The following is a 24,035-nucleotide window of genomic DNA, read 5'->3' as shown; positions in this document are numbered from 1 at the left end:
GGGCTGACGCCTGCCCGGTGCTGGAAGGTTAAGAGGAGAGGTTAGCGCAAGCGAAGCTTTGAATTTAAGCCCCAGTAAACGGCGGCCGTAACTATAACGGTCCTAAGGTAGCGAAATTCCTTGTCGGGTAAGTTCCGACCCGCACGAAAGGCGTAATGATTTGAGCACTGTCTCGGCAATGCACCCGGTGAAATTGAAGTACCAGTGAAGATGCTGGTTACCCGCGCCAGGACGGAAAGACCCCATGGAGCTTTACTCCAGGTTGATACTGGGAGCCGGTATTATATGTACAGGATAGGTGGGAGACTAAGAAGTTGTGACGTCAGTTGCAATGGAGTCGCTGTTGGGATACCACCCTTATGATGCTGGTTTTCTAACCAAGGATCCTGAATCGGGTCCGGGGACAATGTCTGCCGGGGAGTTTGACTGGGGCGGTCGCCTCCGAAAGGGTATCGGAGGCGCTCAAAGGTTCCTTCAGAATGGACGGAAACCATTCGTAGAGTGCAAAGGCATAAGGGAGCCTGACTGTGACACCGACGGGTGGAACAGATACGAAAGTAGGACTTAGTGATCCGGTGGTATGAAAGTGGGATTGCCATCGCTCAACGGATAAAAGCTACCCTGGGGATAACAGGCTTATCACTCCCAAGAGTTCACATCGACGGAGTGGTTTGGCACCTCGATGTCGGCTCATCGCATCCTGGGGCTGTAGCAGGTCCCAAGGGTTGGGCTGTTCGCCCATTAAAGCGGTACGCGAGCTGGGTTCAGAACGTCGTGAGACAGTTCGGTCCCTATCCGGCGCGGGCGTAGGATATCTGAGAGGAGCTGTCCTTAGTACGAGAGGACCGGGATGGACGGACCGCTGGTGTATCAGCTGCATCGCCAGATGCATAAGGCTGGGTAGCCACGTCCGGAAGGGATAAACGCTGAAGGCATCTAAGCGTGAAGCCCCCCTCAAGATGAGATATCCCTGCTTCGGCAGTAAGACCCCTTGGAGAGTACGAGGTTAGATAGGCACAAGGTGTAAGCACGGTAACGTGTTCAGCTGATGTGTACTAATAGGTCGAGGGCTTATCCAAAAAGCAAGATAGGTAAGGATCAAGAGATTTCAGTGTTCGGTTTTGAAGGTACAAAGATTTTTTTATAATCCTCCTTAGCTCAGTCGGTAGAGCATTCGGCTGTTAACCGAAGTGTCGTTGGTTCGAGTCCGACAGGGGGAGCTACAAGCACCGAAGCACGGTCGCTAAGCATCAGGCTCCGTGGTCAAGCGGTCAAGACATCGCCCTTTCACGGCGGTAACACGAGTTCGATTCTCGTCGGAGTCATTATATGGTGACATAGCCAAGCGGTAAGGCATAGGTCTGCAACACCTTGAGCGGCGGTTCAAATCCGCCTGTCACCTCTAAACCTGTGAATATTCATTATTCACAGGTTTTTTTGTGCTATAATTTATTCAGTTATTTTTATTGGAGGTAAGGTATGGCAGAAGAAACAATGAATGATTTTATGGACGAAATTGACAAGTCTCTCTTAAAGGGGAAGGATGGAGACGGATTCATCTGGGACAAGCTCAATTCACTTCTTGAATCAGGGGAGTATGTGGATGTAGAGGTTACAGAGGCTGTCAAAGGGGGAGTAGTTGCTTTCCTTGAGGAGAAGAGAGGTTTTATTCCCGCTTCAAAGCTTTCTCTTTCTTATGTTGATGAGTCTAAGCTTCCTGAATTTGTAGGAAAGACTTTGAAGGTTAAGGTTATAACCGTTGAACCCGAAGATGAAAAGCTTGTTTTATCAGCTAAGGAATACCTGAAGGAAGAAGCTGAAGCTAAGAAGGCTGAGGCAGTTTCAAAGGTTCAGGTAGGACTTGTAACAGAGGGTACAGTTGAGAGCCTTCAGAATTATGGTGCATTTGTAAAGCTTGAGAATGGAACCTCAGGACTTGTTCACATTTCTCAGATCAGCAATCAGAGAATTGCGCATCCGTCATCTGTACTTAAAGTAGGACAGACTGTTAAGGTAAAGGTTATCGCCATAAAGGATGGCAAGCTTAGCCTTAGTATAAAGGCCCTTGATGATGTTGGAGCAACAGAAGTAACTGAAGAGAAGATAGAATTTGAGAGCGAGGGAGAAGCTACAACATCTCTTGCAGATCTTTTAAAGAAGGCTGGTTTCTAATAACATATTGTTTGCCTGGGAAGGAGACTTTGCATGGAAGACATTTTAAAGCTTAAGGAACTTATAGATAGTTCAGATAACATTGTTTTCTTTGGCGGTGCTGGAGTTTCTACAGAGAGTGGTATCCCTGATTTCAGAAGTAAGGACGGCTTGTACAATCAACACGATGTCAGATTTGATAAGTATCAGCCGGAATATCTTTTGAGCCATAGCTGTCTTGTTTATGAGCCAAAGGTTTACTACGAATTTCACAGGCAGAAAATGGATACTAGAAATATCGAGCCTAACAATGCTCACAAGTATCTGGCTGCCCTTGAAAAGGAAGGAAAGCTTAAGGCTGTAGTAACTCAGAATATTGATGGACTTCATCAAAAGGCCGGAAGTAAGGTGGTTTATGAGATCCATGGTAGTGCCTTGAGAAACTATTGCATGAGCTGTGGAAGAGAGTTTCCTTTTGATTATATTTTTGAATCTGAAGAGCCTATTCCCAGATGCAGTTGTGGAGGCGTTGTAAGACCAGATATTACGCTTTATGAGGAAGGACTTCCTGAGGATCAGGTTTCGGGAGCAATCGACTCAATTGCCAGAGCAGATATGCTTATCATCGGAGGAACATCACTTACGGTTTATCCTGCAGCTTCTTTTGTTAACTATTTCAGAGGAAGTAAGCTTGTGATCATCAATAGGGATGCCATTGATGTCAGAAAGGCTGAGAACACTCTGGTTATAAACAGGAAGATTGGCGAGCTGTTTACTGAGCTTGCAAAGTTACAAAATATCGAATTATAAATTATTACAAAATTATTAAAAACACTTGCTTTTGGTCTTGTGATGTGGTAATATACCATTCTGTGATAAATTCCTTGCTACTTGACTGATACGAGTAGCCAGAGACCAAAAGGAGGTAAGAATAGCATGAACAAATACGAATTAGCCGTTGTTGTTAGTGCAAAGATCGAAGACGACGCAAGAACTGCAGTCATCGAGAAGGTTAAGAGAACTATCGAGAAGCATGGTGGTCAGATTACCAACATCGATGAGTGGGGAAAGAAGAAGCTTGCTTACGAGATCGAGAAGATGACAGAAGGCTTCTACTATTTCATCCAGTTCGATGGTGAGCCTACTTCTCCAGCTGAGATCGAAGCTCGCATGAGAATCATGGACGGCGTCATCAGATATTTATGCGTTAAGAACGAGGCCTAAATAGAAGAGGACGAAAAATGAACAAAGTAATTTTATGTGGACGTTTAACAAGAGACCCTGAAGTAAGATATTCACAGGGAGCAGAGCCTATGGCTATTGCTCGTTATACACTGGCGGTTGATCGCAGAAGATCAAGAAACAATGACCAGAATGAGCAGACAGCTGATTTCATCAGCATCGTTGCTTTCGGAAGAAACGGAGAGTTTGCTGAGAAGTACCTTAAGAAGGGCACCAAGATGCTGATTACCGGAAGGATTCAGACTGGTAGCTACACTAATAAGGAAGGCGTTAAAGTCTACACAACAGAAGTGGTTGTAGAAGAGCAGGAATTTGCTGAGTCTAAGAATTCTGCTTCAAATGGCGGAAACTACAGCAATTATGATAATGCACCTAGTGCTCCTGCCGGCAATGAGCCTGCACCCACTGCAGCAGGCGATGGCTTCATGAATATTCCAGACGGAATTGAAGAGGAGCTGCCCTTTAACTAATAAGGAGGAATAAAAATGGCTTTTACTAAGTCTGATAGATCCGATGCTCCTGTAAGGAGAAAAGGCGGAATGCACAGAAGAAAGAAAGTTTGCGTTTTCTGTGGCAAGGATAATGTAATTGATTACAAGGATACAGCTAAGCTTAAGAAGTTCGTTTCTGAGAGCGGCAAGATTCTTCCTAGAAGAATCACAGGCAACTGCGCTAAGCACCAGAGAGAGCTTACATCAGCAATCAAGCGTGCTCGTCACCTTGCACTTATGCCTTACGTAGCTGAGTAATTTTAATAACAAACTATGAAGACACTTTTTAGAAGAGATTCTAAGAAGTGTCTTTTTTATACCCGTTTTTATACATAGTTTATGGGAGCTTAATAAAGTGATTATCGCCATATGATATATTAATTAACATCAGATTCGTAATTGTTGAGCTTTGCATGATGCGTCACCTCTTTTAGGTGGTTATGTAAGACCCGAGGTTGAAATCCATGATATCGAGCAAAAGAGTTGGATAGACGGGCAATTGACCTTTGACTTCTTGAAACTATGACGATAACTGATTATTTTAACGAATTAAAAACGAAAGATATCATCTGCTGGGGCAGTGGCAAGCATTTTCGCAATACTACCTGCCCTTTTTTGTGCGCCAGTGGAATAATTGAAAACTTAAGGGGATTTGTGGATGTTCCCGGATCGGCAGATGTTACGATTGAGGGCCGTGTTTATGGCAGGATGGGAAAAGACAAATTGGCGCAGATGAACGTTGACACCACAGTCATTCTTATTTCTGCCACCGGTTATGAGGAGATCCTGACACAGCTTCAGTCAGATGCCGGATTGGCCTCATTCGATGCAACCCCCTCAATTTATCTGGAATCTCTTTATGAGGATATGCTTCTTTTATCTGCCGATAAACCTCCGGTGAATTATCGAAAGCATGATAAGCCGGTTATTCCCAAGATCATTCATGGAATATGGTTTTCCGGTGATCCAATGCCTGAGCTTTACCAAAAGTGCCTTGAATCCTGGAAAAAGTATGCACCGGATTATGAAATTAAGATTTGGAATATGGAGACCTACAAGGCGGATAATTGCCTGTTTTTTGACCAGGCTATCGAGTACAGAAACTGGTCTTTTGCATCGGATTATGCAAGGGCAGATCTGCTTAGAAGATATGGCGGCATATATATGGACCTTGATGTGGAGATGCTTCGTCCCATTGATGACCTGCTGCATAACGATGCTTATATGAGTTTTGAGTCTCTAGACCGAATTGAGTGCGGCTCCGGAATGGGAGCGAAACCGGGACATCCGATCATACAGGAGATCTGTGAGAGCTACGAGAAAAGACCTTACTTAAAAGAGGATGGAACCTGGGACAATTCCACCTGTCCGGTGCGCTACACCCAGGTCATTGAAAAGCATGGCCTTAAAAAGAATGGGGGCTTTCAGTTTGTGGAGGACATTACCGTTTATCCCTTTGAAGTGCTGACAGGAAAGAGCTTCGATACCGGTATAGTCTACAACACTGAGTTAAGCTACACATTACACCATCACAACGGCAGCTGGATTCCGGATCCTGCCCATCGTGCTGTCAACGAGAGATATGATAGTATAAAAAGATTTCTGAAGTCCAGAGGCATCAACACATGAAAGCCTGATGGACGAAAGTTTTTATATGGCAATCCATTACGTTTTTCCGTATAATAAAAGAGTATTGGGTATAGTAAAAAGTTTTGAAAGGAGTAATGTAATGGATCTTAATCTGAAAGACAAAGTAGTCATGGTAACTGGCTCCACCGGTGGGGTAGGTGAAGCTGTAGTAAAGGCTTTTGCAGCTGAAGGCTGTAAACTGGCTATTTCATCAACTAAGCAGGAAAAGCTTGATAAGCTCCTTCCTACTCTGGACATTGCACCAGAGAATCTGCTTACTTTTGTAGTTGATGTAACCAAAGAAGAAGAGATCAAGAACATGATCGAAGAGACTGTTGCTAAGTTTGGCAGGATCGACGTTCAGGTTAACAATGCGGGTTACGAAGGAAAGAGCATTCCTGTAGACGCTCAGACTGTTGAGAACATGATGAATGTTTATAATGTTAACGTATTTGGTCCACTGTTCGGAATGAAGTATGCTCTTCAGCACATGAAGAAGCAGGGCAGCGGAGCAATCGTAAACATTTCATCACAGGGATCAGTAACAGGTGCTGCAACTATGTCAGCCTACGTTTCATCAAAGCATGCTGTATTCGGCATTTCAAAGTGTGCTGCCCTTGAAGTTGCGGAGATGGGCATTCACATTAACTGTATCGGCCCTGGCCCTATTGATACTCCTATGATGACAAAGCTTGAGAAACAGGCTCTTGGCGAGAACGTATCCAAGGAAGAGGCTATGAAGATATTTGCAGCTTCATATCCCAACAAGCGTTACTGCAGACCTGAAGAGGTTGCTGACCTTGCACTTTTCCTTGCTTCCGATAAGAGCAGCCACATCACAGGTTCACTCGTGACCATGGATGGAGGCCAGTCAGCTCTTGGTAGATAAGAGGCTATTTTTGTAACTATAGGAAAAGAGATCTCGCACAGGGATCTCTTTTTTTCTAAAGAATCAAGGAGATAAGATATGGAAACATGGTTTTATATTGTGGAAAGCATCGACGGCGACTACGCCAATCTTCGCAGAACAGATATCGCTTCAGATGATCTGAAACTGGTTGCGAGAGCTCTTTTACCCGATGGAATCGCCGAAGGAACAAAGCTAAAGTACGAGCTCATGCAGTATTCAATTGTAGATTAAGGCGAAGCTTGGCTAAATTGAATTATAGTGAAATGCCGGAATTCCGCGGTGGATTCCGGCATTTTTTGTTGCACAAGACCGGCAAGCGAATGGATGCTTGCATACAAATTCATTTGCCGGTCGTAAGAACATGGAGCATGAAATGCGGAATGTTCGTGTGCGAAATCGAGTAGGAGTCAGCCTCGATTCCCTTGCTTTGTGCGTTAATACGTTCGCCAACAAACTAATACTTGACAGGTTGGTCTATAGGGTATAAACTCATAATACATAGTCTATATGTAATAGACCAAAAGAAGAGGTACATTTTATGGCTGTAGAATTTGGTGAAGTTCAGATGAAGTTTGCTGAACTGATATGGGGAAAAGAGCCTGTGGGGTCAGGAGAACTGGTCAGGTTGTGCGCAGAGATGTTTGGCTGGAAGAAATCCACAACTTATACGGTGTTAAAAAAGCTCTGCGACAAGGGGCTGTTCCAGAATAATGATGGGGTGGTTACGTCACTGATCTCTAAGGATGATTTTTATACAAGGAAGAGTGAAGAGTTTGTGGACGAAGCTTTTGGAGGATCACTTCCGGCTTTTCTGGCGGCTTTTACATCGCGTCAGAAGCTTTCCGAAAAAGAGATAGCTGAGATCCGTAAGATAATAGACGAAGCAAAAGAGTAAGGTCTTTTTACTATAAAGGGTATGTGTATGGGGACAATTTTCTTTAAAGTAATGGAAATGAGTATAGCAGCTCTTTTACTGATGGTGGCAGTTGTGATTCTCAGATTACCGCTTAAAAAGGCGCCTAAGTGGTTCATGGGAATCCTGTGGGCTATCGTCGCCTTAAGGCTGATCATTCCTGTTCAGGTTACGGCTCATGTGGGCTTTATGCCTGACTTTGGCCGCATTGTAAAAGCCTGCTTCAATAAGGGAAAAGAGGTGCAGACTGTTCCGACAGTTGTAACCAGCAGTGTTCATGAGGCTTCAAATGTTGTTCCGATGTATGTCCAGGTTATCTGGATCGTAGGAATGATGGCAGTTCTTGGATATGCAGTGGTCAGCTTTATTATGGTCAAAAGAAAAACTGCTGCGTCCATACGGTATATATCCGGGGATCGTGTCTATGTATGCGACGATATAGACATGCCCTTCATCTTCGGTTTGTTAAAACCTTCAATTTATATGCCTTCAGGGCTTGATGATAAGACAATTAAAAATGTCCTGGCTCATGAGATGGCTCACATAGAGAGATATGATCATATCAGAAAACAGTTTGGATTTTTGATCCTGGCAATTCACTGGTTCAATCCCCTTGTATGGGTATCATATATACTCTTTTGCAAGGATATAGAGTTGGCCTGTGATGAGCGTGTAGTCAGCCGGATGACTCTTTCGGAAAAGAAATCCTATGCGGAGTCACTGCTTTCCTGCAGCACTCAGGGAAGAATGGTTCTGGCTTATCCGCTGGCTTTCGGGGAGGTCGGTGTAGGAACCAGAGTAAAACAGATCTTTAATTATAAAAAGCCCACAGCCTGGCTGGTAGCAGGGCTGGTGGTAATAACTGGAATTCTCTCCACAAGCTCTTTTACCAAGGCGGCAGACAAGCCGGAGATAGCGCGGATTCCTGTAGCGGAGGTTAAGGAAGCAGAGGTAACAGTTGAGGCTGATGAAGCGCAGGATAAGATCGAGCTGGAGGTCTATGTTCCTGAGAGATCTCGCAAAGTAAATGCAGGGATAATTTTTCAGAACTCCGAGAATGAGTATAGTACAAAAATCACAGAGCAGGGCGCAACTGTGCAGACAGAAAATGCGACAACAGCACAGCCTGCAGTTAAAACTGAGACACAGCCTGAAACAAAATCTGAAGCTAAAACTGAAACCAAGTCAGAGACCAAATCCGTGACTGTTAGTGATAGCGCAAATGTTGAGGTCGTGGCCAATGAGAACGTGCAGGTAGAAGCCAGCAAAGAGACTGTGGCAGTATCCGTTTCAGACGGAAATGAAAATGTAGATGTTAAGACCGACAGCCAGACGGTGCAAAGCACAGTAGGCCTTGTGGGGGAGGTTCTTGGTGGTGTCGATCAGATGATTTCAGCGGATCCGGTTTTGGATCAGGTTGTTAACGAAACAGTAAACGAAGTCGTGGATGAGGTATATGAAGAGGTTGTGAATGATGTCTGCGACGAGGTAGTAGACGAGGTGTTTGACGAGATCATTGACGAAGGATTAGGAGGTCTTTTCGGCATCCTTCACTGATGAAAAGGAGGAAAGAAATGACTGGTAAGAGAAACACAGCTATTAACGCTGCAGCAAGAGAAGCAGGTGTTGCAGTAACAGATATGAGAGATACAAAGGTGTTACAAAAGGACGGACTCATTGAGGTACGCTTTATTACAGAATGGATGATCTACGATTGCTACATTGAGCAGGATACATTTGAAGTTTTGGGTTTTGATTACAGACCACTTCCGCCTGACTTGCAGCTTACCTATATTCCGGAGTCGGCCCGTAGCGCGTCCTAAAAAACATTTACTAAATATTGTCGATTTGTGTATAATTAAAACATAAAATCACATACCAAGTAGGAGGTGCTCTATGAAATTTTATGTTTGTGAGAAATGTGGCAATTTAGTAGGAATGGTAAAGGAATCCGGCGCTCCTATGTCCTGCTGTGGACAGAATATGACAGAGCTTGTTCCCGGAACATCCGATGGAGCAGTTGAGAAGCACGTGCCTGTTTTCAAGGTAGAGGGAAACAAGGTCACTGTTAATGTTGGATCTGTTGATCATCCTATGATCCCTGAGCATTACATTGAGTGGATTGCTCTTGAGACAGCAAAGGGTGCCCAGAGAAAGGTGCTTAAGCCTGAAGATAAGCCTTGTGCAGAATTCATGCTTACTGACGACGATTCAGTAGTTGCTGTTTATGCATACTGCAACCTCCACGGATTATGGAAGGCTGAGTAAAAAGAGCAACCGAATAATTATACTTATGAATTGAGGCATAACCGGACCATAAAAATAGTGTGGTCTGGTTATGCTTTTTATTTTTTGTGCTATACTATATTAAGGAAAAATTTTGCATATTATGTCCAAATGTTGGGGAAGAGGACAAAGGGTTATGGCTGGCAAATATAGAGTCAAGTTAAAGGGTAGGCTAAAGACCTATCTTCGCGTCTTTACATATCTGGGAATCCTGTTGGCGTTTGTTAACGCTGCTGTTTTTACAGTGAACTTTACAGCAGGACTTATCCTTCTGGCTTTCACCGGATTGTATTTCATTGCAGTTTTGTACATGAATTTCTATAGTAAGCCCATCATTATGAATGAGCTTATAAGCTTTGCTACGGAGTATGGACAGATCCAGAAGAAGCTCCTTAGAGAGCTGGACCTTCCCCATGCAGTTCTTGATGACACAGGAAAGGTGGTCTGGTCAAACAGTGCATTTGAGAAGGTTGTTCATCAGGAGCGGGGCTTTAGAAAGACGATATTTTCTCTTTTCCCAAGTATCACTATGGACAAGTTCCCTGAAGGCTATGAGGAAGTGTCCTATGAGCTGGAGCATGAGAACAGCAATTACACCATCAAGATGAAGCGTATCTCCCTAAAGGAGATGGCCCTTAACAGCGACATCATTGATGCGGAGGGATATCAGGGAAGTCTTATTGCAGTTTATCTTTTTGATGAGACAGCACTTAAGCTGGCCATCCAGGAAGTAGATAATCAGTCACTGGCAGCAGGTCTTATTTATCTGGATAACTATGAAGAGGCTCTGGACAGCGTTGAGGAAGTTCGTAGATCTCTTTTGATCGCTCTCATAGACAGAAAGGTCAACAAGTACATTGCCTCCTGTAACGGTATTGCTAAGAAGCTGGAGAAAGATAAGTACTTCGTTGTAATGCCTAAGAAGTCCTGTGAGATGCTAAGAGAGCAGAGGTTTGATATCTTAGAGGATGTTAAGACTGTTAATATCGGTAATGAGATGGCAGTCACCCTGAGTATTGGTATTGGTATCAACGGTCTTTCCTATGCCCAGAACTACGAGTTTGCAAGGAATGCCATCGACGTTGCTCTTGGACGAGGCGGTGATCAGGCGGTGGTTAAGACTGCAGACAGCATCTTCTATTATGGTGGAAAGAGTCAGCAGGTTGAAAAGAGTACAAGGGTTAAGGCAAGGGTTAAGGCCCACGCCCTTCGAGAGATCATCTCCGGTAAGGACAATGTCATCGTAATGGGACACAGGATCGGAGACGTAGACAGCTTTGGTTCATCGGTAGGTATCTACAGGATAGCAAAGACACTGGACAGAAAGTGCCATATCGTACTGAACGATGTGACCACTTCCATGCAGCCACTGGTTGATCTGTTTAAGGCTAATCCGGACTACGAGGATGACATGATCATAACCAATCAGCAGGCTATTGATGTTGCTGGAAATAACACTGTGCTTGTAGTTGTTGATGTTAATAAGCCTAGTATCACAGAGTGTCCGGAACTCCTTAGATTCTGTAAGACCATCGTGGTGCTGGATCACCACAGACAGGGTGCTGAGGTTATTGAGAATGCCACACTTTCTTATGTTGAGCCTTACGCTTCATCAGCCTGTGAAATGGTTTCCGAGATCCTTCAGTACATTGGCGACAATGTGAAGATCCACAACGAAGAGGCGGACAGTCTTTATTCCGGAATCATGGTTGATACCAACAACTTTATGAATAAAACCGGTGTAAGAACCTTCGAGGCAGCAGCTTTCCTTAGAAGAAACGGTGCGGATGTCACCAGAGTAAGGAAGCTGTTCAGAGAAGAAGCGGGCGAGTACAAGGCCAAGGCGGATACCGTCAGCCAGGCAGAGATCTACCGCAGCAGATTTGCAATTTCGGTTCTTTCAAATGATGAGATCCAGAGCCCTACCATTGTAGGCGCTCAGGCGGCAAATGAGCTTTTGAATATCAAGGGAGTCAGGGCAAGTTTTGTTTGCACGGAGTATCAGAACCAGATTTATGTTAGTGCCAGATCCATTGATGAAGTTAACGTTCAGGTCATCATGGAGAAGCTGGGCGGCGGCGGACATATGAGCAGCGCTGGCTGCCAGATGGAGGGCGTGTCAGTGGCAGAAGCCATCGATACCCTCAAGAAGACCCTTGATAATATGATTGAAGGAGGAGAGTTATAACTCATGCAGGTTATTTTATTAGAAGATGTAAAGAGCCTTGGTAAAAAGGGCGAGGTAGTAAAGGTAAGCGACGGATATGCTAAGAACATGCTGCTTCCTAAAAAGCTTGGTGTAGAGGCTACACAGAAGAACCTCAATGAACTTAAGAACCAGCAGAAAAGAGATTCCATTGTTGCTCAGCAGCAGCTGGATGAGGCAAAGGCTTACGGTGAGAAGATCAGCAAGGAGACAGTACAGCTTACAATGAAGGCTGGAGAAGGCGGAAGAGTATTCGGTTCTGTTTCTTCAAAAGAGATAGTGACAGCTGCCAAGCAACAGTTTGGATTTGATATTGATAAAAAGAAGCTTCAGATGCCTGAGCCTATCAAGGCATTCGGAACCTACGAGATCCCTGTAAAGCTTCACCCTCAGGTTACAGCTACATTAAAGGTAAGTGTAAAGGAACAGTAATATGCCAGAAGAGACGTTACTTAAGCGAGTTGCGCCCAACTCCCCGGAGGCTGAGCAGTCCGTAGTTGGCGCCATGCTTTTAGATAAAGATGCGATCCAGATCGCTGCCGAGATAGTTAATCCCGATGATTTCTATAACAGGCAGCTGGGGACCTTGTTTGAGACCATGGTTGAGCTGGACAGAGAAGGCAGTGCTGTTGACGTGGTAACTCTTCAGAACAGACTGAAGGAAAAGAATGTTCCGCCAAATGTCAGCAGTGTTGAATACCTTAGCGACCTTGTTTCCATGGTTCCAACTTCTGCCAACGTAAAATACTACGCACAGATCGTGGCAGACAAGTCCACATTAAGGAAGCTGATCCACGTCAGCGAGGAAACCATCAATACCTGCTATTCCAATGCAGAGGACATGGAGGGAATCCTCAACGACGTTGAGAAGAATGTTTTCCAGATAACACAGAAAAGAAATACCGGCGACTTTGTATCCATCGACCAGGTCGTAATGAATGCTCTGGACAGGATCGAGAAGGCCAGCAAGATGAAGGGCAATGTTACAGGTAATGCCACAGGCTTCGTGGACCTTGACTATAACACTGCCGGTTTCCAGCCTTCAGACCTTATCCTTATCGCAGCAAGACCTGCCATGGGTAAGACAGCCTTTGTCCTTAACATAGCAGAGCATATGGCTTTTCATGACAACAAATGTGTTGCCATGTTCTCACTGGAAATGTCCAAGGAGCAGTTTGTTAACCGTCTCCTTTCCATGGAATCCCATGTGGATTCACAGCATATAAGAACAGGTAACCTCTCCGACATGGAGTGGGAGAACCTTATTGAAAGTGCCGGAGTTGTTGGTGCTTCAAAGCTGATAATCGATGACACACCAAGTATTTCCATTCAGGAGCTCAGGTCAAAGTGCCGTAAGTATAAGCTTGAGTATGACCTTCAGGTTATCATCATCGACTACCTTCAGCTGATGAGTGGAGGAACAGGAAGAAGCTCAGAGTCAAGACAGCAGGAGATTTCTGAGATTTCCAGATCCTTAAAGGCTCTTGCCAGAGAGCTTAACGTTCCGGTAATAGCTCTTTCCCAGCTGTCCCGTGCAGTTGAGCAGAGACCTGACCACAGACCGATGCTTTCAGACCTTCGTGAGTCAGGAGCCATCGAGCAGGATGCGGACGTTGTAATGTTCATCTACAGAGATGATTATTATAATAAGGATACAGAGAAGAAGGGCGTGGCAGAGATAATAATTGCCAAGCAAAGACATGGCCCGATCGGAACTGTAGAGCTGTTGTGGCTGCCGCAGTTCACGAAGTTCGCAAACCTTGAGAAGGGGCATTGAGTCCCTGTGCACTCGGAAATGCAGAGCATTTCCTCGTTCATTCGGCTTCGCCAAATAAACAAATAAAAAAGAGCAGTCGTTTGAGTAAACTAACGAACTGCTCTTTGTTATTTGTTTGCTTGGACTCAACCCTGGGAAATAGCTGATACAGGGCACTGAGCAGCGCAAGAACCGCAGTCGATGCATGTTCCAGCGTCGATAGTGTACTGTGTGTCTCCCTGAGAAATTGCAGATACAGGACACTGAGCAGCGCAAGATCCGCAGCTGATGCAACCATCACTAATAACGTATGCCATAATAATATCTCCTTCCGTATGTTCAAAATCTGCCACAAGTGGCATAACAAAGGGCTTTGCCGCGCCCGTCTTTGTTACTTATTTATCATAATATAAGAAAAGTGATTTATCAATACCAATAATGAAAAGTTTTATCAGAATAAAAGATAAAAATTGTATAAATTGGCTGACAATCACCTGCAAAAATGTTACTATTGAAAGCGGCAGAATACGAGTGGAACATTCCGTACACAACTGATTTCATGGGAGGAAGAGGTGTGAACGGGACTTTTTGCGCGTTTTTTGATATTAATCAAATTTTTCACTCACTAATTGTCTTATACTGATAATTGTGTGTAAAAAGCCAAAAAACTTCATTATAAAAAAGGTAGGAGGAATTAAAATGGCAAGAAACATGAAAACCATGGACGGTAACGAAGCTGCTGCATATGCTTCATATGCATTTACTGAAGTTGCCGCTATGTACCCAATCACTCCATCATCTGTTATGCCTGAGCATGTAGATGAGTGGGCAACAGCCGGAAAGAAGAACATTTTCGGTCGTACAGTTCAGATTACTGAGATGCAGTCTGAGGCTGGTGCAGCAGGTGCTGTACACGGATCATTGGTAGTAGGTGCTCTTACATCTACATACACAGCTTCACAGGGACTTCTTCTTATGATCCCTGATATCTACAAGGTAGCTGGTGAGAGACTTCCAGGCGTATTCAACGTATCAGCTCGTTGCGTAGCTTCTCACGCACTTAACATCTTCGGTGATCACTCTGACGTATATGCTTGCCGCCAGACTGGTGCTGCTATGCTTTGCGATTCTAGTGTACAGGAGGTTATGGACTTAACACCTGTTGCATACTGTGCAGCAATCGAAGGCAGAATTCCTTTTATTAACTTCTTCGATGGATTCCGTACATCACACGAGATCCAGAAGATCGAGGTTTGGGACTACAAGGATCTCGATGAGATGGTTAACCATGATGCAATCGATGCATTCAAGGCAGGCGCTCTTAATCCTAATCACCCATGCCAGATGGGTTCAGCTCAGAACCCTGACATCTTCTTCCAGACAAGAGAAGCTTGCAACACAGGTTACAACGAGCTTCCTGAGATTGTTCAGAAGTACATGGACAAGGTTAATGCTAAGATTGGTACAGATTACAAGCTCTTCAACTACTATGGAGATCCTAATGCAGAAGTAGTTATCGTAGCTATGGGTTCTGTAAACGATACAATCGAGGAGACAATCGATTACCTTGAGAAGCAGGGCAAGAAGGTTGGTGTAGTAAAGGTTCGTCTTTACAGACCATTCTCAGCTAAGGCACTTGTTGATGCTATCCCTGCATCAGTTAAGAGAATCGAAGTTCTCGACAGAACAAAGGAGCCTGGTTCATATCGTGAGCCTCTCGCTCTTGATGTTATCGCAGCTCTTAAGGGAACAAAGTTCGAGTCAGTTCCTGTATTCTGCGGACGTTATGGTCTTGGATCAAAGGATACAACTCCTGCTCAGATCGTTGCTGTATTCAACAACGATACTAAGGAAGAGTTCACAATCGGTATCGAGGATGATGTAACAAATCTTTCACTTGATGCTGGTGCTCCTCTTGTTACAACTCCAGAGGGAACAACAAACTGTAAGTTCTGGGGTCTTGGTGCTGACGGTACTGTTGGTGCTAACAAGAACTCTATCAAGATCATTGGTGATAACACAGACATGTATGCTCAGGCATACTTCGACTATGACTCAAAGAAGTCAGGCGGTGTTACAATGTCTCACCTTAGATTTGGTAAGACTCCTATCAAGTCAACTTACCTTATCAAGAAGGCTGACTTCGTAGCTTGCCACAATCCTTCATACATGAGAAAGTTCAACATGGTTCAGGAACTTGTTGATGGAGGATCATTCCTTCTTAACTGCCCTTGGTCAGTAGAAGAGCTCGAGAACGAGATCCCTGGTCAGGTTAAGAAGTTCATGTACGATCACAAGATCAACTTCTACATCATGAACGGTTCTAAGATCGGTGTTGAAGTTGGAATGGGACCTACAAGAATTAACACAATTCTTCAGTCAGCATTCTTCAACATCACAAAGATCATTCCTGAGGCAGACGCTATCAAGTTCATGAAGGACGCTGCTCAGAAGACATACGGCCGTAAGGGTGAAGATGTTGTTAAGAAGAACTGGGATGCTATCGATGCCGGTGCAGATCCTAAGAACCTCATCAAGGTTGAGATCCCTGAGTCATGGGCAAACGCACAGGATGAAGGACTTGACTTCAAGAAGGCAGAAGGATCAAGAAAGGATGTTATCGATTTCGTTAACAACATCCAGGCTAAGGTTAACGCTCAGGAAGGTAACACACTTAAGGTTTCAGATTGCCTGCCTTACGTTGATGGTGCTACACCTTCAGGATCAGCTGCATACGAGAAGAGAGGTATCGCAGTTAACGTTCCTAAGTGGGATGCTACAACATGTATCGGATGTGGATTCTGCTCACTTGTATGTCCACACGCTGCAATTCGTACAGTAGCTCTTACAGATGATGAGATCGCTAAGGCTCCAGAGGGACTTCAGACTAAGGACCTTGCTGGAATGCCAGGTTATAAGTACACAGTTGTTATTTCAGCTCTTGACTGTACAGGTTGCGGATCTTGCGCAAATGTATGTCCTGGTAACAACAAGGGTGAGACCCTTAAGATGGGTGCTATCGCAGCTAATAAGGACGAGCAGAAGTACTTCGACTATGCTGTAACTCTTCCTATTAAGGATGACGTTGTTGCTAAGTTCGGTGAAGGCTCAATCAAGGGATCACAGTTCAAGCAGCCTCTCCTTGAGTTCTCAGGCGCATGTGCTGGTTGTGGTGAGACTCCTTACGTTAAGCTTGTTACTCAGCTCTTTGGTGACAGAATGTACGTTGCAAACGCTACAGGATGTACATCAATCTGGGGTAACTCTTCACCTTCAACTCCTTACACAGTAAATGCTAAGGGCCAGGGTCCTGCATGGGATAACTCACTGTTTGAGGATAACGCAGAGTTTGGTATGGGTATGGTACTTGCTCAGAACGCTCTTCGTGATGCTATTAAGGAGCAGGTTGAGGCTGTTGTTGCTGCTGGCGGCGCTGCTAAGGATGCAGCTCAGAAGTGGCTTGACACATTCTCAAATGGCGCTGAGAACTCAGCTGCTACAGATGCTCTTATCGAGGCTCTTCAGGGCGACAGCTCAGATGCAGCTAAGTACATCATTAAGAACAAAGACTTCGCTGCTAAGAAGTCACAGTGGATCTTCGGTGGTGACGGATGGGCATTCGATATCGGATTCGGTGGTCTCGATCACGTACTTGCTTCCGGTAAGGATGTTAACGTTCTCGTTGTAAACACTGAGGTTTACTCAAATACAGGTGGACAGTCATCTAAGGCTACTCCTACAGGTGCTGTTGCACAGTTCGCTGCAGGCGGAAAAGAGATCAAGCAGAAGGATCTTGCTTCCATCGCTATGAGCTATGGTTATGTATACGTTGCTCAGATCGCTATGGGTGCTAACATGCAGCAGACAATCAATGCGATCAAAGAGGCTGAGGCTTATCCAGGACCTTCACTTATCATCGCTTATGCTCCTTGTATCAACCAGGGTCTTAAGGCCGGCATGAACAAGGTTATGGATGAGGAGAAGAAGGCTGTAGCTACAGGATACTGGGATATGTTCAGATTCAATCCTCAGGCAGAGAACAAGTTCACTCTTGATTCTAAGCCTGCTACAGAAGACTTCCAGAGCTTCCTTGATGGTGAGGTTAGATACCTTTCACTTAAGCTTAAGAATCCTGAGAGAGCAGCTAAGCTCAATGCAGCAGCTGCTGAGCACGCTAAGGAGCACAGAGCTTATCTTGAAAAGCTTGTTAACCTCTACGGCAAGACAGAGTAATATAAAGCCAGATAATGGCATAAGAAAGCCCCGGTTCGAAAGAACCGGGGTTTTTGATTGCAATAAAAAAGCTGCCACGTGAAAGTGACAGCTCTTAATCTTAGATTCTTGACAGTGTCTGTACAGCGCTATCCTTAATAACTATGCTGTAGTGCTCTGCCAGATAATGTTCATCGGCTGTGCTTCCGATCTCTGTCTTACCATACTCGGTAAGGAGAGAGCAGATGTTGCCAAATACTGTGTTGTCCAGATCACCCTGGTGAATGATCAGGTAATACTTACCCTTAGCTTCATTCTTGTAAAGTGTGTTTACACCGTTGAATTTCCTGCTAACAATAGCGGCGAATTTAGTAACCTCATGTAATGAGTCAAAGGAGAAGATCCTTGAGCCTTTTCTGCTTGGAATATCCTTTTTCTTAGGACCTGCTGTTTTCTCTTTGACTTTCTTGGAATCGAACTGTGATCCTGCCATTGGAGAATCAAGGAAATCGTTCATGTTGCTGTGCTGAAGTCTCTTAAAGAGGCTCATCACGTCCTCTTCCTCGTCCTCGTTGTATTCATCCTCATCGTAGTCGTCTTCGTAATCTTCCTCGTCCTCATCGTCTTCTTCGTGAACGGAAGGGGCGAAGTTGGAAAATCTGGTATCCAGTTCATCCGGATCCTCTACTTTAGTAATGATAAGAACAATACACTCGGAGTTGATCGGGATGGCCTCGATCATCAGTGGAGTATCCTCTGCATCGAATCCAAATTCTATATTAGCCTGCTGCATCATGTCCTGGAATAGCTCTTTTGCCTTATCAGTTCCATATGCCAGCTCTGTTATCTTGAGGTCACGCTTCGCAAGGTCATCACGGGTAAGTGTACATCTGATTTGGTGATCATTGACTTTTTCAATCTTCATGATGCATACCTCCTGACTTTGGAATACATAGATACTAAGTGAAACGCTATACTATGTCAATAGATATATCGTCATTTTCACTTAAAACCTTCCTATCTTCATAAAATCTTAAGAAATTTCGACGCTAATCTTAAGAAATTTCGAAGGTTTTTCTTAAGAATTGTCTGATAAGATGTTTTTAGTGAGATGCCTGGCACCCAGATTTAATCCGGGAAGGAGGCATAAAAGGGAAATAAAACAACTTCTAAAAGATTCTTCCGCCGGGTAAGTCCGGCGTCTGGAAGTCTTACTATAGGTTCAAGATAATTCTGAACCGACTCCCTACATTACAAGCATAAACAAACTAGAGTATAAATAAAAATCATTTTTTCTACTTATATTATACCATATTTTGTAGTCAGCAGAGTATGGTGCAGAAGGATTTGTGCTGAGGCGTCTCGAGACATTAATATATGTCAAAAGAAATATTGGCATCCGACACTGGCATGAGCAGGAATTTATCACACGATCTGCCTCTATGGTTTTCGGTGCCAAACCAGGAAAGAAAATATCCGTAAGAACAATCAACTAAAATTTTGGTTAACCATATTAAACCATGATAAAGAGGACCCCATCCTTATGATACATCGCTTAGTTTATAGGGTTCTGAGGATATTGACTTTCATAATGACGTAAACTTAATAATCTGTTATAATTTAGGGCGATTGTAAAGGAGCAGGACATGAAGAAAAAGGTAATTCCGGCGATTATTATAATCGTCCTTATTTTTGTATTTGCAGGTATTTTTGTTTTACAGCAGTTTGCCAAGAAGTATTCTTACAGCACTGAGAAGGCTGATCTGGACAGCTACTTTGGAGTGACTTCCGATAGCGATGTGCCAATTGTTTATAAGAACGAGATCATAGACGAACATGCTAAACTTTTAGACGGTACTTACTATATGGATTTCAATTCAGTTCAGAAGTACCTTAACGACAGATTCTTTTACGGGGAAGCGGATGGAACACTCTTGTACACCACTCCCACAGCAGTTATCACCACAGTGATCGGAACTGATTCCTGGACAGACTCAGAGGGAGGCGGAGCCCAGGAGTCCTACATAATTTCCAGGATTGAGGATGAGACTCTTTTCGTGGCTCTTGACTACGTAAAGAAGTACACAAATTTCAGCTATGAGGGCTTTACTGATCCCAACCACATGCTTCTTGCCACAAGCTGGGAGGATGAGCAGGTGGCTAAGATCTCCAAGGACACCCAGATCCGTCTCCGTGGCGGCGTTAAGAGTGAGGTGTTAAAAGAGATATCGAAGGACGAAACTGTTATCGTTTTAGAGGAACTGGAGAACTGGACCAAGGTTCAGAGCCAGGACGGCTATATCGGATATGTAGAGAACAAGAGGCTTAAGGACCAGACAACAAAGAGCCCTATTCCTGTGACCGACTATCAGGAGCCTGAGTTTGCCGGCATCCACAGAGATCACAAGATCAACCTTGGCTTCCACAATATCGGAGGCGTGGGCGGAAATGACACTCTCACAGAGATGATCTCAGGCACCAAGAGCCTTAACGTTGTTTCGCCTACATGGTTTGCAGTATCAAGCAGCGCCGGAGATGTAAGAAGTTTTGCTTCTTCCTCCTATGTAAATACAGCACATAATAATGGCCTTGAGGTGTGGGCGCTTTTAGATAACTTCACAGGAGGAAGCGAGGTATCAACCTCAGAGTTCCTTTCTCACGCAACTTCAAGGGCAGCCATCATAAATAACGTGGTTGAGCAGTGTGTATCTATTGGCGTGGATGGAATCAATCTGGACTTTGAGATGGTGGCATCAGCGGACGGACAGGCCTTTGTGCAGTTCATGAGGGAGATGTCCATCGCCTGCAGGAAAAACGGACTTGTTTTCTCAGTTGATAACTATGTTCCAATGAACTTTAACGACTACTACGACCTGGAAGAACAGGGCGTATTTGCTGACTACGTGATCATCATGGGCTATGACGAGCACTACGCAGGCTCCAAGGAGGCCGGTTCAGTAGCTTCTCTTGGCTATGTTGAGAATGGTATCATCAACACCCTTAAGGAGGTTGATGCCTCCAAGGTCATCAACGCAGTTCCTTTCTACACAAGGATCTGGCACACCAAGGACGGCTCCGTTTCCAGCGAAGCAGTTGGAATAAAGACCGCCAAGGGTTATATTTCAAATCATAACATCGAGCTTACCTGGGACGCTGAGGCAGGCCAGAACTACGGCGAATTCACAGCTTCAGACGGAACCCTTAATCAGATCTGGATGGAGGACGAGACCTCCCTTGGTCAGAAGATAGATTCCATGAAGGCCAACAACATTGCAGGAATCGCAGAGTGGAGCCTTGGCATGGAAAGCAGCGAGGTGTGGGACGTAATTGCAGCCTATGTAAATGGCTGATGCAGGTAACATATTAATATGGAAACAGAAGTAATACAGATAGACGAACATAATATAGACGAGGCTTCTAAAAAGAGCCTTCAGCGTGCTGGACAGATCATCAGGGACGGAGGGCTTGTGGCCTTCCCTACAGAGACTGTCTATGGCCTTGGGGGAGATGCCCTGAATCCTGATTCTTCAAGGAAGATATACGCAGCAAAGGGCAGACCTTCAGACAATCCGCTTATAGTTCACGTTGCAGATTTTGAAGACCTTGAGACTATAGTAAAAGAAGTACCGGACAGCGCAAGGAAGCTGGCGAAGGCCTTCTGGCCAGGACCACTTACCATGATAATGAACAAGAACGACAGGGTTCCCTATGAGACCACAGGTGGTCTTGATACGGTGGCCATCAGAATGCCTAACAACGAGATTGCATTAGAACTCATCAGACAGTCCGGCGGATTTATAGCAGCACCAAGCGCCAACACATCAGGGCGCCCAAGCCCAACTGTAGCAAGGTATTGCATAGAGGACCTCTCAGGGAAGATTGAGATGATACTTGACGGTGGCCAGGTTGGAATAGGCCTTGAGTCCACCATCGTGGATCTTACCTCTGATGTACCAATGATACTTCGTCCCGGCTACATCACTCTTGATATGTTAAAAGAGATATTGGGAGAAGTGGAAGTTGACAGAACAATAATAGACTCTAATTCCGGAGCAAAGCCTAAGGCTCCTGGAATGAAGTACAGACACTACGCACCAAAGGGCCAGCTTACCATCATCCAGGGTGAGCAGAGTAAGGTAGTGGAGTACATCAACCGCAAGGCAAAAGAAGCAGCTGCTGAAGGCAAGAAGGTTGGAGTAATCGGCACTGATGCCACAAAGGCTCTTTATGATGCAGATGTCATAAAGAGCGTGGGAAACAGGCAGGATGAGAGGACCATCGCCCATGAGCTCTTTAAGGTGTTAAGGGAGTTCGATGATGAGAATATTGATGTTATGTTCTCGGAGTCCTTTGATGACAGCGGAATAGGCCAGGCAATAATGAACAGATTGCTGAAGGCCGCAGGCCACAATGTGATAATTTTATAGGGATTCAAAGTTGAATAATTCTGTGCTTGCACAATGAATTATTCAACCTTGAAGACCGAACATACATGAGGAAAAAGATACGCGAAGAATGAGCGGATCGATTTCCGAATGTATGAAGGATTGTGAGAACGAAGTGGAGCAATCCGTATAAAATATACTATAATATATCAAGAAGAGGAGTATGGGGAAATGATAGCATTAGCCAGTGATCACGGCGGATTCGATCTCAAGGAGTCAGTAAAGAAGCACCTTGAGGAGAGGGGAATAGAGTACAAGGATTTCGGTACCTATGATAAGAACTCCTGCGATTATCCTGATTTTGGACTTCAGGCAGCAAAGGCAGTTGCCAGCGGAGAGTGCGAAAAGGGTATCGTAGTTTGCACTACAGGAATCGGTATCTCTATAGTTTGCAATAAGGTTAAGGGCATAAGATGCGCTCTTTGCTCAGAGACTACATCCGTAAGACTTACAAGAGAGCACAATGACGCAAACATGCTTGCACTGGGAGGCGGATTCACAGGGGAACTCCTTGCAAACGAGATGGTAGATATTTTTCTTGATACAGAATTTTCAGGCCTGGAGAAGCACTCACGCAGGATTGCGAAGATAGCTCAGGCAGAAGAATAATAGATTATTTGGAGGCATATATGGGAAAAGTTGTAATCATGGATCACCCACTGATCCAGCATAAGATCGGACTTATCAGAAGAATCGAGACAGGAACAAAGGATTTCAGAGAGACAATAAGTGAGATAGCAACTCTTATCTGCTACGAGGCAACAAGAGACCTTCCACTTGCAGACGTTGAGATCGAGACTCCTATCTGCAAGACAACAGTAAAGGAACTTCGTGGTAGAAAGCTTTGCGTAGTACCAATCCTCAGAGCAGGTCTTGGTATGGTTGATGGAATGCTGACACTTATTCCTGCTGCAAGGGTGGGACATATCGGACTTTACAGAGATCCTGAGACACTTCAGCCGGTTGAGTATTTCTGCAAGATGCCTGCCGACGTATCAGAAAGAGAGATCTTTGTTGTTGATCCTATGCTTGCTACAGGCGGATCAGCTATTGCAGCTATACAGATGCTTAAGGACAGAGGATGCATTAAGATCCACTTCATGTGCATCATTGCAGCACCTGAGGGACTTAAGGCTCTTCAGGAAGCACATCCTGACGTTGATATTTACGTTGGCGCTCTTGATGAGAAGCTCAACGAGCACAAATACATTGTACCCGGACTGGGAGATGCAGGAGACAGGATTTTCGGAACCAAGTGAGCGCGGCGGAGAAATCCGGTATCGCGGAGCACGTAGACAGGAGGGGAAGATGAAAAGAGAGGACTACATATCCTGGGATGAATACTTCATGGGAGTTGCCAAGCTTGCAGCAATGCGCTCCAAGGATCCCAACACTCAGGTAGGAAGCTGTATCGTAAGCGAGGACAACAATATCCTTTCTATGGGATATAACGGTTTTCCCAAGGGCTGTTCTGACGAGGAATTTCCCTGGGAGAGAGAGGGCGACGATGAGCTGGGCACAAAGTATCCTTTTGTAACCCACAGCGAACTCAATGCCATCCTCAACTACAGAGGCGGTAATCTTGTAGGTGCAAAGATATATGTATCTCTTTTCCCTTGTAATGAATGTGCAAAGGCCATAATCCAGGCCGGAATCAGGACTGTTGTTTACGACGATGACAAGTACAGTCAGACTCCTTCTACCAGGGCATCCAAGAAGATGTTCGACGCAGCAGGAGTGAGATACTATCAATATCAGAGAAGTGGAAGAAATATACATATAACTATTTGACCG

The 24,035-nt window shown here is 44.7% G+C and carries 23 protein-coding genes, 3 tRNA genes and 1 rRNA gene (1 of these 27 cut by a window edge); 25 read left to right on the top strand and 2 right to left on the bottom strand.

Going from position 1 to position 24,035, the window contains the following annotated elements:
• The 19 genes from BO18_RS06620 to dnaB form a co-directional block, all read left to right on the top strand.
• Positions 1–1,079 (top strand): 23S ribosomal RNA (locus BO18_RS06620); it begins 1,785 nt to the left of the window's first position.
• Between the two features lie 68 nt (positions 1,080–1,147).
• A tRNA-Asn gene (locus BO18_RS06615) sits at positions 1,148–1,220 on the top strand.
• Positions 1,221–1,253: 33 nt separating this feature from the next.
• A tRNA-Glu gene (locus tag BO18_RS06610) sits at positions 1,254–1,325 on the top strand.
• Positions 1,326–1,331: 6 nt separating this feature from the next.
• Positions 1,332–1,402, top strand: a tRNA-Cys gene (locus BO18_RS06605).
• Positions 1,403–1,479: 77 nt separating this feature from the next.
• Positions 1,480–2,172 carry a S1 RNA-binding domain-containing protein gene (locus BO18_RS06600; protein ID WP_034444713.1) on the top strand — a complete coding sequence of 231 codons (693 nt, stop codon included), beginning with the start codon at positions 1,480–1,482 and terminating at the stop codon, positions 2,170–2,172.
• Positions 2,173–2,205: 33 nt separating this feature from the next.
• Complete coding sequence (locus BO18_RS06595) at positions 2,206–2,961, top strand: NAD-dependent protein deacylase (protein ID WP_034444711.1); 756 nt, start codon at positions 2,206–2,208, stop codon at positions 2,959–2,961.
• Between the two features lie 126 nt (positions 2,962–3,087).
• Entirely contained in the window at positions 3,088–3,375 is a 288-nt protein-coding gene (gene rpsF / locus BO18_RS06590) for a 30S ribosomal protein S6 (protein WP_022766231.1), read from the top strand.
• 17 nt (positions 3,376–3,392) lie between these two features.
• The gene (locus BO18_RS06585; protein WP_034444707.1) at positions 3,393–3,863 is read left to right on the top strand and encodes a single-stranded DNA-binding protein; all 471 of its coding nucleotides are present in this window, start codon (positions 3,393–3,395) and stop codon (positions 3,861–3,863) included.
• A gap of 15 nt (positions 3,864–3,878) precedes the next feature.
• Positions 3,879–4,142, top strand: a complete 264-nt coding sequence (gene rpsR / locus BO18_RS06580; protein ID WP_024866345.1) for a 30S ribosomal protein S18 — start codon at positions 3,879–3,881, stop codon at positions 4,140–4,142.
• A gap of 396 nt (positions 4,143–4,538) precedes the next feature.
• A complete protein-coding gene (locus BO18_RS06575; protein ID WP_051688545.1) occupies positions 4,539–5,513 on the top strand; it encodes a glycosyltransferase family 32 protein in 975 nt (324 codons plus the stop codon).
• Between the two features lie 100 nt (positions 5,514–5,613).
• Complete coding sequence (locus BO18_RS06570) at positions 5,614–6,402, top strand: SDR family NAD(P)-dependent oxidoreductase (protein WP_034444702.1); 789 nt, start codon at positions 5,614–5,616, stop codon at positions 6,400–6,402.
• 78 nt (positions 6,403–6,480) lie between these two features.
• Positions 6,481–6,654, top strand: coding sequence for a hypothetical protein (locus BO18_RS06565; protein ID WP_034444700.1), 174 nt, complete (start codon positions 6,481–6,483; stop codon positions 6,652–6,654).
• Positions 6,655–6,961: 307 nt separating this feature from the next.
• On the top strand, positions 6,962–7,318 hold the full coding sequence (locus tag BO18_RS06560) for a BlaI/MecI/CopY family transcriptional regulator (protein WP_034444698.1): 357 nt from the start codon (positions 6,962–6,964) through the stop codon (positions 7,316–7,318).
• A 27-nt stretch (positions 7,319–7,345) separates the two neighbouring features.
• A complete protein-coding gene (locus BO18_RS32495; RefSeq protein WP_051688544.1) occupies positions 7,346–8,893 on the top strand; it encodes a M56 family metallopeptidase in 1,548 nt (515 codons plus the stop codon).
• Between the two features lie 17 nt (positions 8,894–8,910).
• A complete protein-coding gene (locus BO18_RS06550) occupies positions 8,911–9,159 on the top strand; it encodes a hypothetical protein (RefSeq protein WP_034444696.1) in 249 nt (82 codons plus the stop codon).
• 73 nt (positions 9,160–9,232) lie between these two features.
• Entirely contained in the window at positions 9,233–9,604 is a 372-nt protein-coding gene (locus BO18_RS06545) for a desulfoferrodoxin family protein (protein ID WP_034444694.1), read from the top strand.
• A gap of 154 nt (positions 9,605–9,758) precedes the next feature.
• Entirely contained in the window at positions 9,759–11,810 is a 2,052-nt protein-coding gene (locus tag BO18_RS06540; protein WP_034444692.1) for a DHH family phosphoesterase, read from the top strand.
• 3 nt (positions 11,811–11,813) lie between these two features.
• On the top strand, positions 11,814–12,260 hold the full coding sequence (gene rplI / locus BO18_RS06535) for a 50S ribosomal protein L9 (RefSeq protein ID WP_034444689.1): 447 nt from the start codon (positions 11,814–11,816) through the stop codon (positions 12,258–12,260).
• A 1-nt stretch (position 12,261) separates the two neighbouring features.
• Positions 12,262–13,605: a replicative DNA helicase gene (gene dnaB, locus BO18_RS06530; protein ID WP_034444687.1), complete on the top strand. Its 1,344-nt coding sequence runs from the start codon at positions 12,262–12,264 to the stop codon at positions 13,603–13,605.
• A gap of 125 nt (positions 13,606–13,730) precedes the next feature.
• Here the strand turns inward: dnaB and BO18_RS34270 are convergent, their stop codons facing one another.
• Entirely contained in the window at positions 13,731–13,901 is a 171-nt protein-coding gene (locus BO18_RS34270; RefSeq protein WP_081860938.1) for a DUF362 domain-containing protein, read from the bottom strand.
• A gap of 382 nt (positions 13,902–14,283) precedes the next feature.
• Between BO18_RS34270 and nifJ the strand changes: the two genes are divergently transcribed.
• Positions 14,284–17,817 (top strand): pyruvate:ferredoxin (flavodoxin) oxidoreductase, encoded by a 3,534-nt coding sequence (nifJ, locus tag BO18_RS06520; RefSeq protein WP_034444682.1) that lies wholly within the window; start codon positions 14,284–14,286, stop codon positions 17,815–17,817.
• Positions 17,818–17,917: 100 nt separating this feature from the next.
• Here nifJ and BO18_RS06515 read toward each other — a convergent pair whose 3' ends face one another.
• Entirely contained in the window at positions 17,918–18,721 is an 804-nt protein-coding gene (locus tag BO18_RS06515) for an adaptor protein MecA (RefSeq protein WP_034444680.1), read from the bottom strand.
• A gap of 721 nt (positions 18,722–19,442) precedes the next feature.
• Between BO18_RS06515 and BO18_RS06510 the strand changes: the two genes are divergently transcribed.
• The 5 genes from BO18_RS06510 (at position 19,443) to BO18_RS06490 (ending at position 24,032) form a co-directional block, all read left to right on the top strand.
• The gene (locus tag BO18_RS06510; protein WP_034444677.1) at positions 19,443–21,146 is read left to right on the top strand and encodes a glycosyl hydrolase family 18 protein; all 1,704 of its coding nucleotides are present in this window, start codon (positions 19,443–19,445) and stop codon (positions 21,144–21,146) included.
• An 18-nt stretch (positions 21,147–21,164) separates the two neighbouring features.
• Positions 21,165–22,223, top strand: a complete 1,059-nt coding sequence (locus BO18_RS06505; RefSeq protein WP_034444674.1) for an L-threonylcarbamoyladenylate synthase — start codon at positions 21,165–21,167, stop codon at positions 22,221–22,223.
• Positions 22,224–22,412: 189 nt separating this feature from the next.
• A complete protein-coding gene (gene rpiB / locus BO18_RS06500; RefSeq protein ID WP_034444671.1) occupies positions 22,413–22,850 on the top strand; it encodes a ribose 5-phosphate isomerase B in 438 nt (145 codons plus the stop codon).
• Between the two features lie 20 nt (positions 22,851–22,870).
• Positions 22,871–23,500: a uracil phosphoribosyltransferase gene (gene upp, locus BO18_RS06495; RefSeq protein WP_034444668.1), complete on the top strand. Its 630-nt coding sequence runs from the start codon at positions 22,871–22,873 to the stop codon at positions 23,498–23,500.
• 49 nt (positions 23,501–23,549) lie between these two features.
• Complete coding sequence (locus BO18_RS06490; RefSeq protein WP_034444666.1) at positions 23,550–24,032, top strand: deoxycytidylate deaminase; 483 nt, start codon at positions 23,550–23,552, stop codon at positions 24,030–24,032.
• Positions 24,033–24,035 lie beyond the last annotated feature (3 nt).

It is taken from the genome of Butyrivibrio sp. AE2032 (genome assembly GCF_000702965.1).
The sequence above is the reverse complement of the archived record's forward strand: the minus strand, read 5'-3'. Positions and strand labels throughout refer to the sequence as shown.

Excerpts from the sequence above, each read along its gene's own strand:
- BO18_RS06505 (WP_034444674.1), top strand. The coding sequence starts at position 21,165 with ATGGAAACAGAAGTAATACAGATAGACGAACATAATATAGACGAGGCT.
- rpiB (WP_034444671.1), top strand. The coding sequence starts at position 22,413 with ATGATAGCATTAGCCAGTGATCACGGCGGATTCGATCTCAAGGAGTCA.
- BO18_RS34270 (WP_081860938.1), bottom strand. The coding sequence starts at position 13,901 with ATGGCATACGTTATTAGTGATGGTTGCATCAGCTGCGGATCTTGCGCT.
- BO18_RS32495 (WP_051688544.1), top strand. The coding sequence starts at position 7,346 with ATGGGGACAATTTTCTTTAAAGTAATGGAAATGAGTATAGCAGCTCTT.
- BO18_RS06565 (WP_034444700.1), top strand. The coding sequence starts at position 6,481 with ATGGAAACATGGTTTTATATTGTGGAAAGCATCGACGGCGACTACGCC.
- rpsR (WP_024866345.1), top strand. The coding sequence starts at position 3,879 with ATGGCTTTTACTAAGTCTGATAGATCCGATGCTCCTGTAAGGAGAAAA.
- rpsF (WP_022766231.1), top strand. The coding sequence starts at position 3,088 with ATGAACAAATACGAATTAGCCGTTGTTGTTAGTGCAAAGATCGAAGAC.
- BO18_RS06600 (WP_034444713.1), top strand. The coding sequence starts at position 1,480 with ATGGCAGAAGAAACAATGAATGATTTTATGGACGAAATTGACAAGTCT.
- BO18_RS06595 (WP_034444711.1), top strand. The coding sequence starts at position 2,206 with ATGGAAGACATTTTAAAGCTTAAGGAACTTATAGATAGTTCAGATAAC.
- BO18_RS06560 (WP_034444698.1), top strand. The coding sequence starts at position 6,962 with ATGGCTGTAGAATTTGGTGAAGTTCAGATGAAGTTTGCTGAACTGATA.
- upp (WP_034444668.1), top strand. The coding sequence starts at position 22,871 with ATGGGAAAAGTTGTAATCATGGATCACCCACTGATCCAGCATAAGATC.
- BO18_RS06585 (WP_034444707.1), top strand. The coding sequence starts at position 3,393 with ATGAACAAAGTAATTTTATGTGGACGTTTAACAAGAGACCCTGAAGTA.
- BO18_RS06515 (WP_034444680.1), bottom strand. The coding sequence starts at position 18,721 with ATGAAGATTGAAAAAGTCAATGATCACCAAATCAGATGTACACTTACC.
- BO18_RS06545 (WP_034444694.1), top strand. The coding sequence starts at position 9,233 with ATGAAATTTTATGTTTGTGAGAAATGTGGCAATTTAGTAGGAATGGTA.
- BO18_RS06570 (WP_034444702.1), top strand. The coding sequence starts at position 5,614 with ATGGATCTTAATCTGAAAGACAAAGTAGTCATGGTAACTGGCTCCACC.
- BO18_RS06490 (WP_034444666.1), top strand. The coding sequence starts at position 23,550 with ATGAAAAGAGAGGACTACATATCCTGGGATGAATACTTCATGGGAGTT.
- BO18_RS06510 (WP_034444677.1), top strand. The coding sequence starts at position 19,443 with ATGAAGAAAAAGGTAATTCCGGCGATTATTATAATCGTCCTTATTTTT.
- nifJ (WP_034444682.1), top strand. The coding sequence starts at position 14,284 with ATGGCAAGAAACATGAAAACCATGGACGGTAACGAAGCTGCTGCATAT.
- BO18_RS06540 (WP_034444692.1), top strand. The coding sequence starts at position 9,759 with ATGGCTGGCAAATATAGAGTCAAGTTAAAGGGTAGGCTAAAGACCTAT.
- BO18_RS06550 (WP_034444696.1), top strand. The coding sequence starts at position 8,911 with ATGACTGGTAAGAGAAACACAGCTATTAACGCTGCAGCAAGAGAAGCA.
- dnaB (WP_034444687.1), top strand. The coding sequence starts at position 12,262 with ATGCCAGAAGAGACGTTACTTAAGCGAGTTGCGCCCAACTCCCCGGAG.
- rplI (WP_034444689.1), top strand. The coding sequence starts at position 11,814 with ATGCAGGTTATTTTATTAGAAGATGTAAAGAGCCTTGGTAAAAAGGGC.